A 15,411-nucleotide genomic window follows, 5' to 3' on the forward strand; every position below is an offset into this window, starting at 1 on the left:
GCCACATTCTCCGAACATCAGCAATCATTCCACGAACCAACAGCCCGCCCCGCAAAAACCACCAAAAAACCCGAAAAGCCTCTGCTTTTCGGGTTCCACATAAATCTATCTAGCACCTGCAGTTGCTGCAAGTGAAGTCGCAATTGGTCCATTCCATTCACTCATACCCGGCGTTACACGGATCAGGTTTTCACGGCCATTTGATCTGATGTTGTCGCATGCAGCCTGACTGCGTTTTCCTGATTTACAAAGCACATAGACTGTTTCTTCCTCAGGAAGTGCTGCAATATAGTTTTCAACCTGAGCAAGCGGAACTGAGTGAGCACCAGGAATATGACCACCTGCATACTCTTCAGGCTCGCGCACATCAAGGATGACTGCAGGCTTTTCAGCGATAATCGCTTCAAGCTCTTCATTTGAAATAGACTTCAGTTCTGTTTTAGGCACATACTGCTTCTTTTCAACGCGCTTAATATAGTGCACCTGTACTTTTCCTTCTTCAGTACCTGACAGGTATTCGTTACCTGTAGACTTACACCATGCTTTCATATCTGCAAGGGAACCCTGATCAGTCGTTGTGATCTCAAGTACTTCACCCTCCTGAAGGTTCGCCATTGATTTCTTTGTACGTACGATTGGCATTGGGCAAGCAAGCCCCTTTGCGTCTAACTTGTGATCTGCATTCATAAAAGTAAAACACTCCTTAGTTAAAGTTGATTCATTCCGCCACGGACATTCGCAACGTTTTTGTATCCTTTTTTCTTTAAGATTTTTGCAGCCTGTGCACTGCGCATACCACTTTGACACAGGACAATCGTTTCTTTTTCAGGGTCAAGCTTTGATGTCTGATTTGGCAGGCTGCCAAGCGGTATATTGTCAAACCCTCTCATATTGCGTGCTTTGAATTCTCCAGGTGTTCTCACATCGATCCACTGGGAATCCTTTGTTTTTTTCATTGATTTTAATTCATCCGGGGAAATGGTGCGTACACCCTTCGCCGGCATCATGCGCCAGACGAAGAAGAGTACGACTGCTCCAATTAAAATCCATTCCATACAGCGTAAGCCCCTTTCTTTAGTTCGTTACAACTTCTTTAGGGCGATTATTAGACCATGCGTTGAATCCGCCATTCAGGTGTGTCACATCGTTAAATCCAAGTGACAGCATCACACTTGCAGCAATTGCCGAGCGTGCACCTGACTGACAGTGGATTAATACAGGCTTATTCTTATCAAGCTCTTTGCCTTCCGTGCGCAGATGGCCAAGCATTTTATGCTCAGTTCCCTCAATGCGGCCACTGTTCCATTCAGAATCATTACGCACATCAACGACCTGATAATCAGTCTGGTCTTTCTGCTTTGCAAATTCTTCAGTATCTACAGACTGATACGTTTCAGTAGCGACTGATGCAATCAGTGAAGGTTCAGCAAGCTTTACGACGTTATCTAAATGGATAGAACGCAGAATTTTCATTGCTTCATCAGCCTGATCCTTTTCAACAATCAGTGCAATGTTTTCATCATAATCTACTAACCAGCCAGCCCAGTTCGGCAGCATTTTGCCAAATGGAATGTTGATTGAACCTGGAACAAGTCCTTTTTCAGCTTCATTAGACTGGCGTGTATCGATTAGCATGTTGCCATCCTGTTTGCTGAAATTAACTACATCTTCAGCATTTTCGAACCACTCAACTGATGGATCTTCAACAATTGCAGGTCCAAGCTTATTTACTTTCTTCATCTGGGCAAAATACTTAGGTGCCTCAGGCTGATCCTTCAGCAGTTCTTCAATAAATTTCTGCTCATTATCTTCATTCAGTGCCCAGTTGAACTGCTTTTCATAACCGACCGTTGACTGTGGCACAGCGCCAAGCGATTTACCGCAGGCACTGCCTGCGCCATGACCAGGCCATACCATCATGTGATCAGGCAGCTCCTTGAAGCGCTTAAGTGATTTGAACATTGATTTAGCACCTGTTTCAGCAGTACCTGCAGCACCAGCAGCTTTTTCAAGTAAATCAGGACGGCCGATATCACCAACAAAGACAAAGTCTCCTGTAAAGATACCCATTGGCTTATCAGCACCGCCGCCAAGGTCAGTTAACACAAACGAGATACTCTCGGGCGTATGCCCCGGTGTATGCATCACTTCAAATTTAATGTTACCAACCTTGAATTCATCACCATCCGTCAGTGGCTGAACATTCAGGTTGTCTGTATATTGATATTTCCAGTCATTGTCGCCTTCATCTGAAAGGTAAAGTTTTACGCCGTGCTTTTCAGCAAGCTGACGTGCACCGGAAACGAAGTCTGCGTGAATATGCGTTTCAGTCGCAGTTGAAACGTTCAGCCCTTCTTTTTTAGCATCTGCAAGAATTGGCTCTACGTCGCGTGGTGGATCAATCAGGATTGCTTCACCTGTACGCTGGCATCCTACCAGATATGAATATTGTGCGAGTTTTTCATCAAAATAAGAACGGAATAACATGTATAACTCCTCCTTGATCGTTTCACAGAGATTTTATTAATACCCTGTGGGGTATATTTGTATTAAATCATCTCCCGAATATAAATGCAACCCTCTAAGCTTAAAAAATTTAATTGTTTACAATTTACCCGAATCGACGTACAATCATGCTTATGACATAATTCCGATAAGAATAGGTGGTTTTTAATATGAAGAAAACATTAGCAGCATCATTACTATTAACAGGTGTTCTTGCAGGTTGCGGATCTTCAGAGGAAGAAAGCAGCAGCTCAGCGGGCGATCAAAACCTTCTTGAGTCAATTCAGGAAGAAGGCGTCATTACAGTAGGGACTGAAGGCACATATGCACCATTCACTTTCCATGATGAGTCAGATGCCCTGACAGGCTATGATGTCGAAGTCATGAATGAAATTGCAGAACGCATGGGCGTAGAAGTTGAGTACAATGAAACGCAGTGGGATTCAATGTTTGAAGGGCTGAACTCAGAGCGTTTCGATGTCATTGCCAACCAGGTTGGTATTAATGATGAGCGCCTTGAGACGTATGATTTCTCAGAGCCATACACACTTTCATCAGCAGTCGTTGTAGTACCTGAAGACAATAGTGATGTCACTTCATTTGAAGATATCGAAGGGAAGCAGTCAGCACAGTCACTGACAAGTAACTATGCAGATATCGCAACAGAGTACGGTGCAGAGCTTGTACAGGTTGAAGGACTTGCCCAGGCAATTGAACTGATTAAAACAGGCCGTGCAGAAGTAACAGTTAATGATAAGCTTGCAATTCTTGATTTCGAACAGCAACAGCCGAATGCAGGTATTAAAATTGCTGCAGAAGAAAGCGACGTATCTGAAAGTGCATTTATGTTCCGTCAGGGTCACGAAGAACTTGTGGAAGAATTCAATAAGCATCTTGCAGACATGAAGGAAGACGGTACACTCTCAGAAATCTCTGAAGAATGGTTTGGCGAAGATGTTTCTCAGTAATTTCATATTAGGAGCAGCTGATCCACTGATAGACTGGGAGCTGTTTTGGTCTTCAATTGGACCAATGGTGGAGGGCGGAATCAAAAATACGATTCCGCTTACTCTTTTCTCTTTTACTTTTGGTCTGATTTTAGCATTACTCACAGCTTTAGCCCGGCTTTCAGGTAACAAAATCCTGTCGGGCATTGCAAGAGTATACGTCTCAGCCATCCGGGGTACACCGCTGCTTGTTCAGTTGTTTATTGTCTTTTATGGTTTGCCGGACCTTGGTGTAACATTAGAACCTTTTCCAAGTGCTGTCATTGCCTTCTCTTTAAATGTGGGGGCATATGCATCTGAGATTCTCCGTGCGTCAATCCTCTCAGTACCTAAAGGTCAATGGGAGGCAGGGTATACAATTGGTATGACTTACCCGCAGACGCTGCGCAGAATCATCTTACCGCAGGCAACACGTGTCTCAATTCCACCGCTGTCAAATTCATTTATCAGCCTGGTAAAAGATACATCACTTGCCTCACAGATTTTAGTCGTAGAGCTCTTTCGGAAATCACAGGAAATCGCAGCCAGGACCTACGATTTCCTTCAGTTATACATCACAGCGGCCATCCTCTACTGGATTGTCTGCTTCATCCTGTCAATTGTCCAGGGCCGGATCGAGAAAAAACTGGATCGCTACGTCGCGAAGTAAGGAGTGGAACAGATGCAGATTCAAGTAAAAAATCTTCATAAATCATTTGGAAAGCTCGAGGTACTCCGCGGGATCGACCTGGAAGTGCCTAAAGGAAATGTTGTTGCGATTATCGGCCCATCCGGCTCAGGTAAAACGACTTTTCTGCGCTGTCTGAACGCGCTTGAAATGCCGAATCAGGGATTATTCGAATTCTCTGATGGCTTCAAACTCGATTTCTCAAAGCAGCCAAAGAAAAATGAAATCCTGAAGCTTCGACGTAAATCAGGAATGGTCTTTCAATCCTATAACCTTTTCCCTCACAAAACAGCGCTTGAAAATGTAATGGAAGGGCCTGTCATTGTGCAGGGGCTTAAAAAAGAAGAAGTACGTAATAAAGCAGTCGCTTTACTTGAAAAGGTAGGGCTGGGTGAGAAAATGGACCTGTACCCTCATCAGCTATCAGGCGGTCAGCAGCAGCGCGTCGGCATTGCACGTGCACTTGCGATTCAGCCGGAACTGATGCTGTTTGATGAACCAACCTCAGCGCTGGACCCTGAGCTCGTAGGCGAAGTACTGAGCGTTATGAGAGAACTTGCAAGAGAAGGCCAGACAATGGTGGTCGTCACCCACGAACTGAAATTCGCAGAAGACGTCGCCGATCACGTTATGTTCATTGACGGTGGTGTCGTTGTTGAACAGGGCCCGCCAAAAGAAATTTTAAAAGCCCCGAAAGAAGCGAGAACGAAGCAGTTTCTGGACCGGGTGCTGAATCCGTCATAATGATAGGTGAAACCCTCGCGGCTGCGGGGGTTTTATTTTTGTCGAGAGTGGTGTGCAGGGGTAGGTCAAATTACACTTTTCTACGAACCAGCCCGATTTTTCTCCGAACCACCCGGTTTATTCTCCGAACATAACGTGCGATTCTGCGAACCACCCGGATCATTCCACGAACCACAGCTTGTATTCTACGAACAACATCACCACCCCAACCAAAAATTCCAATTGCTTTATCCATCGAATTTTGTGACAATATTACAATCTAACAGAACAGGAGCTGAGACGATGCCATCTGCAATCTTTTTCGATCTTGACGACACGCTTTTATGGGATAAAAAAAGCATTGAAACTGCACTTGAGAAAACAGTAAGCGACGCGGAGGAGCTGTACGGAACCGACCCGGAACAGTTGCTTGCCGCCGTAACGGAAGCAGCCCCACGCCTTTATCAGGAATATGCCTTTTACGATTTCACAAAAATGATCGGGATCAACCCTTTTGAAGGTCTGTGGGGACAGTTTGGCGATCCAGTCCATCATACATTCAGGGAAATGGGCGCTGAGATAGCGGACTACCAAGGGCGTGTCTGGCAGGAGGCGCTCAAATCACTGGGAGTTACACAATCAGGCGACACGCTGAGAGAGAAATTTATCTCCCACAGAAAAAACTCACCATTTTTATATGAAGAAACGCTCGAGGTGCTGGATAAACTTAAAGCGCATTATCAGCTTGTCGTGGTCACAAACGGGGCCCCGTCACTGCAGCTTGAAAAACTGCGGATTACACCTGAACTTGTGCCTTACTTTGATCATATCGTCATCTCAGGAAACATTGGTGAAGGGAAACCGGGACAGGCCATTTTCGAACATGCATTAAGAGTGTCAGGGAAATCTGCGGAGGACGTATGGATGGTGGGGGATAATCTGAAAACGGATATTCTCGGAGCAAACGGAGCTGGGATTCACAGCGTCTGGATTCAGCATGACGTATCAAAAGCACCTGGTGAAGGGGATGGAACGCCTGATAAAACAATCAGCCGCTTGAAAGAAATTTTAAATCTGCTGTGAAATTTTGAAACCTTTATGTGTAAGTTTCCGTAAAGTAGGGGATAAGGAAATCATACATATTACATTACTGGGAGGTAATCAGATGAAAAGAACAGCAGAAGGCGTGTTGACGATTATAGGAATCGTTGTCAACTTACTGATGATCGTAGGTGTATTTTTACTTACTGCACTATTCGACGATCCTGCAATGCAGGCGGAGTTTGAAAGAGAACTGCAGAATGATCCTGCACTTGCAGACTCGGGGATTGACCCGACAATGATCACGGATATGTTTGCAGGATTGGGCATGTTTTTCAATGTAGTTGTTATTATCAGTACAATTTTAAGTTTAATCGCAGTATTTGCTATGAAGCGTAATAAGAAGCCAAAGCTTGCAGGCGGTTTACTAATTGCGAGTGCGCTTGTTGTGGGACTTGGAACAGTATTTATCGGCTGGCTGCCGGCACTATTATTCCTTATCGCAGGTATCATGTGCTTTGCGCGCAAACCAAAAGTAGTGGAAGATCCATATCAGCATCCAGATGATGATATGAGACCTCTATAATAAAAACGCGCTGCTCCCATAAAGGGGCAGCGCGTTTTTCGTTATTCTTTTATCAGACAGCAGGTCCGGCAGTTCTTTTTGCCGGGCAGCATATATTTGTAGCAGCATGTACTTCTGACGCGTGCATCCTCAAGCTGACGCTTCGCCTTAAAGTGCTCCAGGTGTGTAAATGGATTCGGCTCATTACCGCCGAAGAAATCTTCTGAGATGATTTGTTCCCAATGAGCGTCCCAGTCATGTTGTTCAAGACCTTTCAATTCAGGTGCCAGACTTTTATAAAACCCTCTGAGGTAAATGAAGAAGTTTTCCCAGAGTACGATTTGTTTGATTTTACCGGCTTTTTCAACTGATTCAATGAGCGGCTTTGCCCAGTCATAAAAGAGGTTGCGCAGGAGTTCATCCCATTCTGTCTGTTCCTCGTAGCTATGAATATCACTTAAGTGAACGCCAATTTGAAGAGGCGCATCCGGATCATGAACAAGCCTGACATCTGATGCTGCAAGGTTCCATGCTGCACCGCTTTTATAATGGGCGAGTAATACACTGACGACAGTAAATGCAGCGCGCTTCATTGAAAGTGAGGAAGCAACCATCAAACGGGGAGCCTCCTGCAGTCTTTGAATATGTGCAAGATCTTCAGCAGCTGTCTCAGGATCAAACCACTCTGAAAGTTTCCATTCAGTACCAAGTTCAGTTTCGGTAAATCTGACCGGATAAGCGTCCTCTATATATAAAAACAGACTTTGCTGACTCATTGGTTCTGCCTCCAATCATGAATATACGGTAGATGCTGTTAGATAAAGTGTAAATCAGTTTGAATGGGTATGTAAAGCAGCCTGCACACTGGGGACGGAGTTGTGTGCACCACTTTTAGAATCATTACAAAAATGGCTCGCTTACCTCCGTCCCCGCTGTGCCGCCCAAAATAAAAACACCTCCAAATGTTTTTTATTCCCCATTTCGTGGAAATACTAATACCATGACCGAAAAAAGGAGTGGAGCATTCATGAATCAAAAAGAATTAAAAGACCATATTTTAAATGTACTTGAAAATAATAAGACAGGAACGCTTGCAACGGTAAAGGATAATCGTCCGCATTCGCGTTATATGACTTTTTATAATGAGGGGTATGTGCTGCATACGCCGACGAGTATAGATACGCATAAAGCGGAGGAAGTGGATGAAAATCCGTTTGTCCACGTACTGCTTGGCTACGAGGGAGACGGCTATGCAGATTCTTATGTAGAAGTGGAAGGAACTGCTGTGATTCGTGATTCTAAGGAGATTAAGGAAAAGCTTTGGAATGACCGCTTCAAGAACTGGTTTGAAGGACCGGATGATCCCAAGTATGTGGTGCTTGAAATTGAGCCGACGTCGATCCGCCTGATGAATTCAGGGGAAGAGCCGCAGTCACTTGATCTGGATAAGTAATAGCAGGCTCTAATCGTCTTTTGGGCGGTTAGAGTTCTTTTTTTGTAATAGCAGCATCATCACAATGCCGAAGCTGATGATAAATAGAATGCCAACGCCAAAAAGCACCTGAAATACCCAATCGAGTGCACTTTCCATCTTTAACCCTCCAATGATGTGAAATTTACTTCTCATTCTAATATAATGAGAAGAGATGATAAAGCAGAAAACGGGGGGACGTACATAATGGAATGGAAAGTGAATCGCTTTGATGAACTGACGGCAAGAGAACTGCATGATATTTTAAAAGCACGTGTCGATATTTTCGTGGTTGAACAGAATTGTGCTTATCACGAGGTGGATGGGTATGACCCTGAGTCCTGGCATCTGCAGCTGAGGATTGATGGGAAGCTTGCTGCTTACGCGAGGCTGATGAAGGCAGGGACTAAATACAATAAAGCATCGATCGGAAGAATTATTGTACTTGAGCAGTTCAGAAGCCGCAAGCTTGGCCGTCAGCTTGTGCAGAAGTCGATTGATGTGATGAAAGAGTGGGGCACAGAAGAGATCATGCTTCAGGGGCAGACGTATTTAAGAGATTTCTATCGTTCATTCGGATTTGAGGAAGTGTCCGGAGAATACCTTGATGACGGTATCCCGCACGTTGATATGCTGCTGACAATACATTCTAAAGAAAAGAGTTGAGATCAATGAGTGGTAAAAAAAGCGTAATAGCCATTGTTGCACTGGTTGTTGTCATGATTATCCTGATTTTTATTCTGATGCTTAATTTTGATCCTGAACAATACGCATCATCAGCCGGGGCGCTGAGTGAGGTAGTTGAAAATAAAAATCTCCTGTCAGCATCCTGACAGGAGATTTTTTCAACATAGTCAGCACTGCGGCTGCTATTTAACAATTAAGCGTTTTCCACCACTTTATAGTTTTCATGCGAAACAACCGTGAAGTTTGTACCGTAATCTAAAAGTAAAGCGTCTTCTTCTGATATACTTACAATCACAGATCGTTCGAGAATTTTTGTTACTTCGCCGGTAATATCAAAACCGTGGCGTGTAAATTTAACTTTCTGTCCTACATTAGCCTGTGTCATATCAGCACCCCATATTCTTAAAAAATAATTTGTAACGGACTGCACCCTATTATACATTAGCTGAGCCGTTTCTTTAAATCCTACGTCTATTTATTAGGTATATACCCCATTAGTACTTATGTATTCTACTATAAATAGTCCACAATAGGGTGAAATTTCTGTAATTTTGCTAAAAAATCGCTATCACTTACGATTGAGCGATCAGTCTGATAGAATAAACGATAGCTGATTTAAAGCGGAGGGCTTATTTGTATGAAAAGTAAACGATCATTTTGGTTCACAGCAGGTGGATACAGCATTATTATTCTGCTGATGACGCTTGCAGTTACGCTGAATATTTATCCGGGCGGCTATGGCTATATTTATGATGAAACAACACAGCAATTAACACTTGAGCGGGGCACGTTTGTAAAAGAAGACGTAACTGTTGAAGTAAACGAGGATAACACACTCACATATCTGCTCTACCAGGATGAAGTCAACCGTGCAATCCAGTCCTGGGTTCTCTCATTGACTCTTGGTATCTTTGCAGTCTATCTGCTGCAGCGCGTGATCCCGACCTTCCAAAAGAGGAAAGAAGAGGGGTATAAGGTAAAAGATATCCTGTACGCCGTTCTGCTGCTGATCTCACTCGTGATGATGGTTTTAATGCTAACATCTTTAAGCGGCAGCATTCAATATCTCGAGCAGGTATTTAATACAGCTGCTTCTTAACATCCCGCCATGTGCGGGATTTTTTTCGGCTTATGCGGAAATGTAACATGTCGCTGTCTTGAAATAGATCAGTAGCATAAACAGGTGAGTCAGAATCAGATTTGATTGGTTAATCACCTCTGGTAATTGAATCATCTTCCTTATGATTACACGATAAAAGCAATGAATTTTCTGATAAGTTGTGATAGCATTAGACTATCTTGTATAGCAAAGCAGGTGAATAAATGCGTAAAAAAAGAAGCAGATCTTCAGGAGAAGGGCTCATAAATCTTACTTTCACGATCATTTACCTAACATACTGGTGGTTTATCCTGCAGGAGATTTTCCAGGGAGCGTCTCATTTTATTTACATAAGCATTGTTCCATTTATCGGGCTGATGTTTCTTCACTCTCTTGCCACAAAGTGGCTTGAGCGTCGAAAAGAAAAGCAGCTTGTACTAAGCGTTGAAAAAAGCATTGCGAGATACAAGGACCGGATTAGACCCGGTGCGTAAAACTGCCGATATGAGCCCGGCGGTTTTTTTATTTTGTATGCTTTGTTAAAGGCAGGCTAGTAATTTTCGCTCCAGCACCGAGCCTTAGCAAATTAAAAAAGTGGTGCTGCGATCACGCAGTCACCACTTTATTACTGACAGGTTATCTCGACTTCACGAGCAGCTGTACAGCTTCATTAATATAATCTGCTGAATCTCCGTCCTTTTCAGCATTACGCAGGCATTCCTCGAGGTTCCGCGCCACAATCAGACCAATTGTACGGTCGAGTGCCGTGCGCGTAGCAGAAAGCTGAGTGACAACGTCTCTGCAGTCTTTACCTTCTTCCATCATTCGTAAAATACCCTTTATCTGTCCTTCAGCGCGTTTTAGACGATTAATTTGCTGCTTATCATATTCCATAACAGGATAAACTCCTTTAATTAAAATATCTAACTCATTATATCGTATAAGGCTACTCGGGATTTGTAAAGAAGTTAGCGTTTTACTTTTGAATTGTAAAAAGGTCCTCAAGCTTTTCCTCTAAAAATTGATGAGCGTCTGCAATCCCTTGATTATAGACAACAGGGGCGATTGTTTTTAAAAAGAAGTCCAGGATCAGTGTAGCCTTCAGCTGACCGATCTCTTCATCATGTTCCTGAAGAAAGTAGTGCTGAATCTGATCTGTCATGTCATGTTTGACTTCGGCACTTAACGAAAAAGGATCATTCATCTGGTTCCCTCCTGAATCGAAAAAGATGCCGGGCGAACCGGCATCATTTTTCTACGATTTTCTCATATATTGCTGCATATCTTTTTTGTGTTTTTCATCCCGTATAACAATAATTGCATGAATCAATCCAGGGATATAACCCAGAATTGTCAGTAGAATGTTCAGCAGGAATGAGCCGAATCTGCCTGTAAATAATACCGCAAGCGGAGGCAGGAATATTGCCAGAATATAAAGCATATCATCATCAACCCTTCTCGTTTGTATACAGGATTATTCCCGTATATCCTGCGCGTTAAACGGAAGTGCCAGGACGTAGGTGCTGTGACGGCTCACTTCAACCATATCCGATCTCAGAACCCCGAGCGGCTTGCTGTCTGCATGAATGCCATCTGCAAGGATATGCCACGGTCCGCTGGAATCGAGGTGGTATTTCACGGGTCCGCCGTGTGCATTATGAATGACGGTAAAGCGCTCATATGGTCCTTCTTTTGTAGTCAGGTCATACGAAATTAACCGTTCGTCAGTTGGATGGATATGCATACGTTCAATGATCTCTTCTTTTGTTCTCATTCTAAATGCAGGATGTGCTTTTCTGAGTTTAATTAACCCTTTAATGAATTCGACTGTCTGATTGAACTCTTCCCGTCTGTGCCAATCAAGCTTATTAATTTCATCAGGGGAGCGATAGCTGTTTTCAATGCCGTACTTTGTTCTCATAAACTCCTGACCTGCATGCAGGAATGGAACACCCTGTGATAAAAGGATAATCGATGTCGCCAGACGATGCATGCGTTTATGGTCGCTCATCGTGGCATTTGGCGTGGTGAAGCATAGTTTATCCCAAAGCGTATGGTTATCGTGTGCTTCTGCGTAATTGACGACCTGCTCAGGCGAGAGAAATGTTTTTCTGTCATAAGGAACCTTCATTCCTGCAGATACGCCCTGCAGCAGATGATGTCTCATTCCGAGTCGCCCATTGATAAATCCATTATCCTGCTTTGAAAAAGTATTTCCTTTTAAATGGTCACGCAGTGCATCGTTAAAATGAGCGACACCTATCATTTGATCTGCCTGGTACTGATTTGCCTTTAGATGATCAGGTAGAGCAGTCTGCAGGTCCCAGCCTTCCCCGAGCATGATAATGGCAGGGTCAATCTCGTTGAGTGCTTCTCTTGCAGCCCTCATTGTCTCAACGTCGTGAATACCCATCAGATCAAAGCGGAAGCCGTCAATCTGGTATTCAGTCGCCCAGTATACGAGTGAATCAACGATAAAGCGTCTCATCATTGCACGCTCAGAAGCAGTATCATTTCCTACTCCGGTCCCATTAGACAGTTTGCCATTTCGCGCGTAGCGGAAGTAATAGCCCGGTACAAGCTGATGGAAAGGGGATCTGGTGACATCATAGACATGGTTGTAGACAACATCCATAATGACACTCATTCCGCGATCGTGAATAGACTGAATGAGCGTTTTAAGTTCTGTAATCCGGAGCGCATGATGAGTCGGGTCTGTTGAGTAGGACCCCTCAGGTGCATTGAAATGTTTTGGGTCATAGCCCCAGTTATATTGAGGCTGATCAAGCTTTGTTTCATCCACCGTCCAGTAATCATAAAAAGGAAGGAGTTGAATATGCGTCACGCCAAGCTCTGATAGATAATCAAGCCCGGTTGAAAATCCGTGCTCTGTCACTGTTCCCTCTTCAGCAAGTCCTAGATATTTCCCCTTATTAAAGATCCCGCTGTCATGGTGAATCGTGGCATCTCTGATATGCAGCTCATAAATGACGGCATCAACTGGTGACTCAAGTGTTCTGGTGACAGGTTTCCAGGAAGCCGGATTTGTTTTTTCAAGATCGACGATGGCACTCCGCAGCCCATTTACACTGACTGCTTTGCCGTAAGGGTCCTGTGTTTCACGCCATTCCTTACCGATACGGACCCGGTACAGATAATGCGCACCCTCCCAGTCGCCGTTGAGATCAGTATGCCACGTGCCGCGTTCACCCTGATGCATTTTATATAAAAAGACTTTATCATTTTTAAATAATTTAATTTCAGCCTGCCGGGCAGAAGGGGCCCAGAAGCAGAAATAGGTCTTATCACGCGTATATTGTGAGCCCAGAAAGCCGTCATATTTAAATGTCTGGTCAAATTTTTTCGTTCGCATAATATCACCGAACGTTACATCGCAATAACCGAAGTGTGACAGGCTCACCTTATATTGCTTTGTTAAAGACAACCTGTTTTTCGTTTTGATAATTAAGCGGTTTGCAAGGTCTGATCCTGCATTTTCCTTTTCAACGCGGACTTTTTTTATTTCTCCACCTGCCAGTGAGACATGAAGATTATCATGCTCCCAGTCAAAAGACAGATTGGTCAAAACAGAGATCTCATCCCATTTATCCATTTTTGCGCTGATAATACCGGGGAAAACAGTCACATCGTTCAGATTTTCATATATTCGTTCCATGCCCTGCATCAGCCAGACCTCGGCTTGGCCGGAGGAATCAAAAGAAGTAATAAACCGGTCGTCAAAGCGCTTGCCAGCCCAGTCATTTTCTTCTGTACTTTTTCTTATAATAAAGCCGACACGCTCAATTTCTTCGGTACTCTGCATAGAGAATACAGCTGTTTTGCCATAGCTGTCCTCATCTGAGAACTCAACCATATTACCGGTTTCACCTTCCAGCCAAACCCACAGATTCCATCCGTCATAATCCTGGTCGTAGCGATGGTAATGAAGTGTAACGGTCACTTCTTTTAAAATTGGTGGTTGTTTTTCATAGGATTCTATTCTCACCATGGATATCAGACCTTTCTCTGTGGTGTACTGTTAAAAGTTTTGATTATTCAATCTCTTTGTATTCATTATACGGCACATTTGTGAAAAGAGGCACTTTAAGTTTCGATAAGTATGTAAAATGAGTATTTTCAATAGTCCGCACCAGCTTCATATAAAAATAAAGAAGATCAGGCAGACACCTTATCCGCTAAAAGTCTGAATTTTAAAAAGATTAAGCACTGATACGTGGCAACCGGAAGAAGATCGCTTAAAATAGAAGGAGCAGGATAATAAGGTTAGGGAGGAATTGTGATGAAAGTATTATATATTAATGCGAACCCGCGCACAAAAAAGTCAGTTAGTGAAGAGATCGCGGATACGTTTATAGAAGAACTGAAAAAAGCTGAACACGGTGTAGAGATTGAATATGCACACCTTTACGAAATGGATCTGCAGGAAATTGATGAGGATGTATTAGGTTCGTGGGGGAAGCATCGTACAGGAGAAGAATTTACAGAGGTAGAGAAAGAAAAAGTGAAAAGAATGGATGATGTACTGGATCAGTTTTTAGCAGCTGATTTGTATGTGTTTGTCACACCATTCTGGAATCTGTTATTCCCGCCTAGAGTCAAAACATACATTGATTCACTTTGTATTCCGGGCAAAACATTCCGCTATACAGCAAGCGGGCAGGAAGGCCTGATCGAGGGCAAGCGTGCCGTCCATATCGAATCAGTCGGCGGCGTTTACAAAGGAACAGGGCTGAATTTCTCTGAAGAATACCTGCGCGAAGTCATGCGCTTTTTAGGCATTAAAGAATATGATTCAGTCGTTTGTGAAGGGATGAGCCAGTACCCTGATATGGCTGATAAGATTCTTGATGAATCTAAAGCAGAAGCACGGGAACTGGCTCAAAAACTTGCACGACTTGAGTAGGCTGTTAATCCTGAGTGAAAAAGCGGATCACAAGCGGAATCTTAAAGACTTCACCTTTTAACGCGTACAATCCGGCAATGATCGCAAATACGATCCATAATACAGTCAGCACGGTATTGATCACAAAGCCGATACCGATAAAGAATAGAAAGCCTGCAGCTGCCTGATATAAAAAGTAGCTGACGGCAAAATTTAAATACACATAGCCATGCTCCCTGACAAAGGGGGCATCTCTTTTGATGTACCAGAGAATCAGTGGTCCGACAATGAACGTAACGGTACTCGTGAAATAGATCATTGCGGCGACGAGACGGTCCTGGTCTTCTGAATGCATGATCATGCTCCTTTCAAGAACAGTCTGTGTAGCTAAGTATACGTTATAGCAGCTGATAAGTTTCAACTTTGCAGATTTTTAGCAGCTGGGGCTGTCTGATGGAAAAGTGAGTTGGATTGAAGGAATTAATTGCTGTGCTGAATGAATTAACAGCCGAATTGATGGGAATATGTGCGCCGCAAGGGCAGTTGAGGCAATCATTTTGATATTGAAGGAATCATTTTCAAAATTGAAGGTATTATTTTCAGCATTGACGGAAAAGTTTCCGAATTGAGGGGAATACGCCTTGTCCCTTTGCCCCTTTGCCCCCTTGCCCCTTTGCCACTTTGCCCCCTTGCCCAGCCATATATTCCGCACACTCAACTACCACCTGAAAAGGACCTTCTCC

General features: G+C 43.6%; 23 protein-coding genes. 11 read left to right on the top strand and 12 right to left on the bottom strand.

The annotated features are described in order from the left end of the window. Window positions 1-105: 105 nt before the first annotated feature. Genes DH10bf12_RS07560 through DH10bf12_RS07570 form a run of 3 tightly spaced genes read right to left on the bottom strand, consistent with a single transcriptional unit; the run spans window position 106 to window position 2,487 of the window. Window positions 106-687 carry a sulfurtransferase TusA family protein gene (locus DH10bf12_RS07560; protein ID WP_471737905.1) on the bottom strand — a complete coding sequence of 194 codons (582 nt, stop codon included), beginning with the start codon at window positions 685-687 and terminating at the stop codon, window positions 106-108. A gap of 20 nt (window positions 688-707) precedes the next feature. Then, window positions 708-1,055 carry a rhodanese-like domain-containing protein gene (locus DH10bf12_RS07565; protein ID WP_471737906.1) on the bottom strand — a complete coding sequence of 116 codons (348 nt, stop codon included), beginning with the start codon at window positions 1,053-1,055 and terminating at the stop codon, window positions 708-710. A gap of 19 nt (window positions 1,056-1,074) precedes the next feature. After that, complete coding sequence (locus DH10bf12_RS07570; protein ID WP_471737907.1) at window positions 1,075-2,487, bottom strand: MBL fold metallo-hydrolase; 1,413 nt, start codon at window positions 2,485-2,487, stop codon at window positions 1,075-1,077. A gap of 188 nt (window positions 2,488-2,675) precedes the next feature. Between DH10bf12_RS07570 and DH10bf12_RS07575 the strand changes: the two genes are divergently transcribed. From DH10bf12_RS07575 to DH10bf12_RS07595, 5 genes are all read left to right on the top strand, one after another. Then, a complete protein-coding gene (locus DH10bf12_RS07575; protein ID WP_471737908.1) occupies window positions 2,676-3,473 on the top strand; it encodes an amino acid ABC transporter substrate-binding protein in 798 nt (265 codons plus the stop codon). After that, window positions 3,460-4,161, top strand: a complete 702-nt coding sequence (locus DH10bf12_RS07580) for an amino acid ABC transporter permease (RefSeq protein WP_471738207.1) — start codon at window positions 3,460-3,462, stop codon at window positions 4,159-4,161. The genes DH10bf12_RS07575 and DH10bf12_RS07580 overlap by 14 nt, the downstream gene beginning before the upstream one ends. 12 nt (window positions 4,162-4,173) lie before the next feature. Beyond that, window positions 4,174-4,923, top strand: a complete 750-nt coding sequence (locus tag DH10bf12_RS07585; protein ID WP_471737909.1) for an amino acid ABC transporter ATP-binding protein — start codon at window positions 4,174-4,176, stop codon at window positions 4,921-4,923. 282 nt (window positions 4,924-5,205) lie between these two features. Further along, window positions 5,206-5,985 (top strand): HAD family hydrolase, encoded by a 780-nt coding sequence (locus DH10bf12_RS07590; RefSeq protein WP_471737910.1) that lies wholly within the window; start codon window positions 5,206-5,208, stop codon window positions 5,983-5,985. Between the two features lie 82 nt (window positions 5,986-6,067). Beyond that, window positions 6,068-6,529, top strand: coding sequence for a DUF4064 domain-containing protein (locus DH10bf12_RS07595; protein WP_471737911.1), 462 nt, complete (start codon window positions 6,068-6,070; stop codon window positions 6,527-6,529). A gap of 41 nt (window positions 6,530-6,570) precedes the next feature. Here DH10bf12_RS07595 and DH10bf12_RS07600 read toward each other — a convergent pair whose 3' ends face one another. Then, window positions 6,571-7,284: a hypothetical protein gene (locus tag DH10bf12_RS07600; protein WP_471737912.1), complete on the bottom strand. Its 714-nt coding sequence runs from the start codon at window positions 7,282-7,284 to the stop codon at window positions 6,571-6,573. 251 nt (window positions 7,285-7,535) lie between these two features. Here DH10bf12_RS07600 and DH10bf12_RS07605 point away from each other — a divergent pair, with 251 nt between their 5' ends. Next, entirely contained in the window at window positions 7,536-7,961 is a 426-nt protein-coding gene (locus tag DH10bf12_RS07605) for a pyridoxamine 5'-phosphate oxidase family protein (RefSeq protein ID WP_471737913.1), read from the top strand. 9 nt (window positions 7,962-7,970) lie between these two features. Here the strand turns inward: DH10bf12_RS07605 and DH10bf12_RS07610 are convergent, their stop codons facing one another. Beyond that, window positions 7,971-8,099, bottom strand: a complete 129-nt coding sequence (locus DH10bf12_RS07610; RefSeq protein ID WP_471737914.1) for a hypothetical protein — start codon at window positions 8,097-8,099, stop codon at window positions 7,971-7,973. Window positions 8,100-8,186: 87 nt separating this feature from the next. On the opposite strand from DH10bf12_RS07610, the gene DH10bf12_RS07615 reads away from it, so the two are divergent. Further along, entirely contained in the window at window positions 8,187-8,645 is a 459-nt protein-coding gene (locus DH10bf12_RS07615) for a GNAT family N-acetyltransferase (RefSeq protein WP_471737915.1), read from the top strand. A gap of 5 nt (window positions 8,646-8,650) precedes the next feature. Beyond that, window positions 8,651-8,812, top strand: coding sequence for a hypothetical protein (locus tag DH10bf12_RS07620; RefSeq protein WP_471737916.1), 162 nt, complete (start codon window positions 8,651-8,653; stop codon window positions 8,810-8,812). 47 nt (window positions 8,813-8,859) lie between these two features. Here DH10bf12_RS07620 and DH10bf12_RS07625 read toward each other — a convergent pair whose 3' ends face one another. After that, window positions 8,860-9,051: a DUF2187 family protein gene (locus tag DH10bf12_RS07625; RefSeq protein ID WP_404407522.1), complete on the bottom strand. Its 192-nt coding sequence runs from the start codon at window positions 9,049-9,051 to the stop codon at window positions 8,860-8,862. Window positions 9,052-9,303: 252 nt separating this feature from the next. Here DH10bf12_RS07625 and DH10bf12_RS07630 point away from each other — a divergent pair, with 252 nt between their 5' ends. Both DH10bf12_RS07630 and DH10bf12_RS07635 read left to right on the top strand, forming a co-directional pair. Then, on the top strand, window positions 9,304-9,765 hold the full coding sequence (locus tag DH10bf12_RS07630; protein WP_471737917.1) for a hypothetical protein: 462 nt from the start codon (window positions 9,304-9,306) through the stop codon (window positions 9,763-9,765). A gap of 224 nt (window positions 9,766-9,989) precedes the next feature. After that, the gene (locus DH10bf12_RS07635; RefSeq protein ID WP_471737918.1) at window positions 9,990-10,259 is read left to right on the top strand and encodes a hypothetical protein; all 270 of its coding nucleotides are present in this window, start codon (window positions 9,990-9,992) and stop codon (window positions 10,257-10,259) included. 142 nt (window positions 10,260-10,401) lie between these two features. On the opposite strand, the gene DH10bf12_RS07640 is transcribed toward DH10bf12_RS07635, so the two are convergent. The 4 genes from DH10bf12_RS07640 to pulA form a co-directional block, all read right to left on the bottom strand. Further along, on the bottom strand, window positions 10,402-10,659 hold the full coding sequence (locus tag DH10bf12_RS07640) for a metal-sensitive transcriptional regulator (protein ID WP_134380549.1): 258 nt from the start codon (window positions 10,657-10,659) through the stop codon (window positions 10,402-10,404). An 82-nt stretch (window positions 10,660-10,741) separates the two neighbouring features. After that, entirely contained in the window at window positions 10,742-10,969 is a 228-nt protein-coding gene (locus DH10bf12_RS07645) for a DUF2164 domain-containing protein (protein ID WP_471737919.1), read from the bottom strand. A gap of 51 nt (window positions 10,970-11,020) precedes the next feature. Then, window positions 11,021-11,206: a YqaE/Pmp3 family membrane protein gene (locus tag DH10bf12_RS07650; RefSeq protein ID WP_471737920.1), complete on the bottom strand. Its 186-nt coding sequence runs from the start codon at window positions 11,204-11,206 to the stop codon at window positions 11,021-11,023. Between the two features lie 33 nt (window positions 11,207-11,239). Next, window positions 11,240-13,774 carry a type I pullulanase gene (gene pulA / locus DH10bf12_RS07655; protein ID WP_471737921.1) on the bottom strand — a complete coding sequence of 845 codons (2,535 nt, stop codon included), beginning with the start codon at window positions 13,772-13,774 and terminating at the stop codon, window positions 11,240-11,242. A 291-nt stretch (window positions 13,775-14,065) separates the two neighbouring features. Here pulA and DH10bf12_RS07660 point away from each other — a divergent pair, with 291 nt between their 5' ends. Beyond that, window positions 14,066-14,689, top strand: a complete 624-nt coding sequence (locus DH10bf12_RS07660; protein ID WP_471737922.1) for an FMN-dependent NADH-azoreductase — start codon at window positions 14,066-14,068, stop codon at window positions 14,687-14,689. A gap of 4 nt (window positions 14,690-14,693) precedes the next feature. On the opposite strand, the gene DH10bf12_RS07665 is transcribed toward DH10bf12_RS07660, so the two are convergent. Both DH10bf12_RS07665 and DH10bf12_RS07670 read right to left on the bottom strand, forming a co-directional pair. Beyond that, entirely contained in the window at window positions 14,694-15,023 is a 330-nt protein-coding gene (locus DH10bf12_RS07665; RefSeq protein ID WP_471737923.1) for a DUF4870 domain-containing protein, read from the bottom strand. Between the two features lie 78 nt (window positions 15,024-15,101). Next, window positions 15,102-15,380: a hypothetical protein gene (locus DH10bf12_RS07670; RefSeq protein ID WP_471737924.1), complete on the bottom strand. Its 279-nt coding sequence runs from the start codon at window positions 15,378-15,380 to the stop codon at window positions 15,102-15,104. Between the last annotated feature and the right edge of the window lie 31 nt (window positions 15,381-15,411).

The sequence above is a fragment of the Jeotgalibacillus sp. 10bf12 genome, from assembly GCF_055597105.1.

Bases quoted from the DNA above. Each gene is read 5' to 3' on its own strand.
- DH10bf12_RS07610 (WP_471737914.1), bottom strand. From the start codon at position 8,099: ATGGAAAGTGCACTCGATTGGGTATTTCAGGTGCTTTTTGGCGTTGGC.
- DH10bf12_RS07660 (WP_471737922.1), top strand. From the start codon at position 14,066: ATGAAAGTATTATATATTAATGCGAACCCGCGCACAAAAAAGTCAGTT.
- DH10bf12_RS07600 (WP_471737912.1), bottom strand. From the start codon at position 7,284: ATGAGTCAGCAAAGTCTGTTTTTATATATAGAGGACGCTTATCCGGTC.
- DH10bf12_RS07640 (WP_134380549.1), bottom strand. From the start codon at position 10,659: ATGGAATATGATAAGCAGCAAATTAATCGTCTAAAACGCGCTGAAGGA.
- DH10bf12_RS07575 (WP_471737908.1), top strand. From the start codon at position 2,676: ATGAAGAAAACATTAGCAGCATCATTACTATTAACAGGTGTTCTTGCA.
- DH10bf12_RS07570 (WP_471737907.1), bottom strand. From the start codon at position 2,487: ATGTTATTCCGTTCTTATTTTGATGAAAAACTCGCACAATATTCATAT.
- DH10bf12_RS07565 (WP_471737906.1), bottom strand. From the start codon at position 1,055: ATGGAATGGATTTTAATTGGAGCAGTCGTACTCTTCTTCGTCTGGCGC.
- DH10bf12_RS07615 (WP_471737915.1), top strand. From the start codon at position 8,187: ATGGAATGGAAAGTGAATCGCTTTGATGAACTGACGGCAAGAGAACTG.
- DH10bf12_RS07630 (WP_471737917.1), top strand. From the start codon at position 9,304: ATGAAAAGTAAACGATCATTTTGGTTCACAGCAGGTGGATACAGCATT.
- DH10bf12_RS07590 (WP_471737910.1), top strand. From the start codon at position 5,206: ATGCCATCTGCAATCTTTTTCGATCTTGACGACACGCTTTTATGGGAT.
- DH10bf12_RS07645 (WP_471737919.1), bottom strand. From the start codon at position 10,969: ATGAATGATCCTTTTTCGTTAAGTGCCGAAGTCAAACATGACATGACA.
- DH10bf12_RS07560 (WP_471737905.1), bottom strand. From the start codon at position 687: ATGAATGCAGATCACAAGTTAGACGCAAAGGGGCTTGCTTGCCCAATG.
- DH10bf12_RS07620 (WP_471737916.1), top strand. From the start codon at position 8,651: ATGAGTGGTAAAAAAAGCGTAATAGCCATTGTTGCACTGGTTGTTGTC.
- DH10bf12_RS07635 (WP_471737918.1), top strand. From the start codon at position 9,990: ATGCGTAAAAAAAGAAGCAGATCTTCAGGAGAAGGGCTCATAAATCTT.
- DH10bf12_RS07650 (WP_471737920.1), bottom strand. From the start codon at position 11,206: ATGCTTTATATTCTGGCAATATTCCTGCCTCCGCTTGCGGTATTATTT.
- DH10bf12_RS07625 (WP_404407522.1), bottom strand. From the start codon at position 9,051: ATGACACAGGCTAATGTAGGACAGAAAGTTAAATTTACACGCCACGGT.
- DH10bf12_RS07585 (WP_471737909.1), top strand. From the start codon at position 4,174: ATGCAGATTCAAGTAAAAAATCTTCATAAATCATTTGGAAAGCTCGAG.
- DH10bf12_RS07665 (WP_471737923.1), bottom strand. From the start codon at position 15,023: ATGCATTCAGAAGACCAGGACCGTCTCGTCGCCGCAATGATCTATTTC.
- DH10bf12_RS07605 (WP_471737913.1), top strand. From the start codon at position 7,536: ATGAATCAAAAAGAATTAAAAGACCATATTTTAAATGTACTTGAAAAT.
- DH10bf12_RS07580 (WP_471738207.1), top strand. From the start codon at position 3,460: ATGTTTCTCAGTAATTTCATATTAGGAGCAGCTGATCCACTGATAGAC.
- pulA (WP_471737921.1), bottom strand. From the start codon at position 13,774: ATGGTGAGAATAGAATCCTATGAAAAACAACCACCAATTTTAAAAGAA.
- DH10bf12_RS07595 (WP_471737911.1), top strand. From the start codon at position 6,068: ATGAAAAGAACAGCAGAAGGCGTGTTGACGATTATAGGAATCGTTGTC.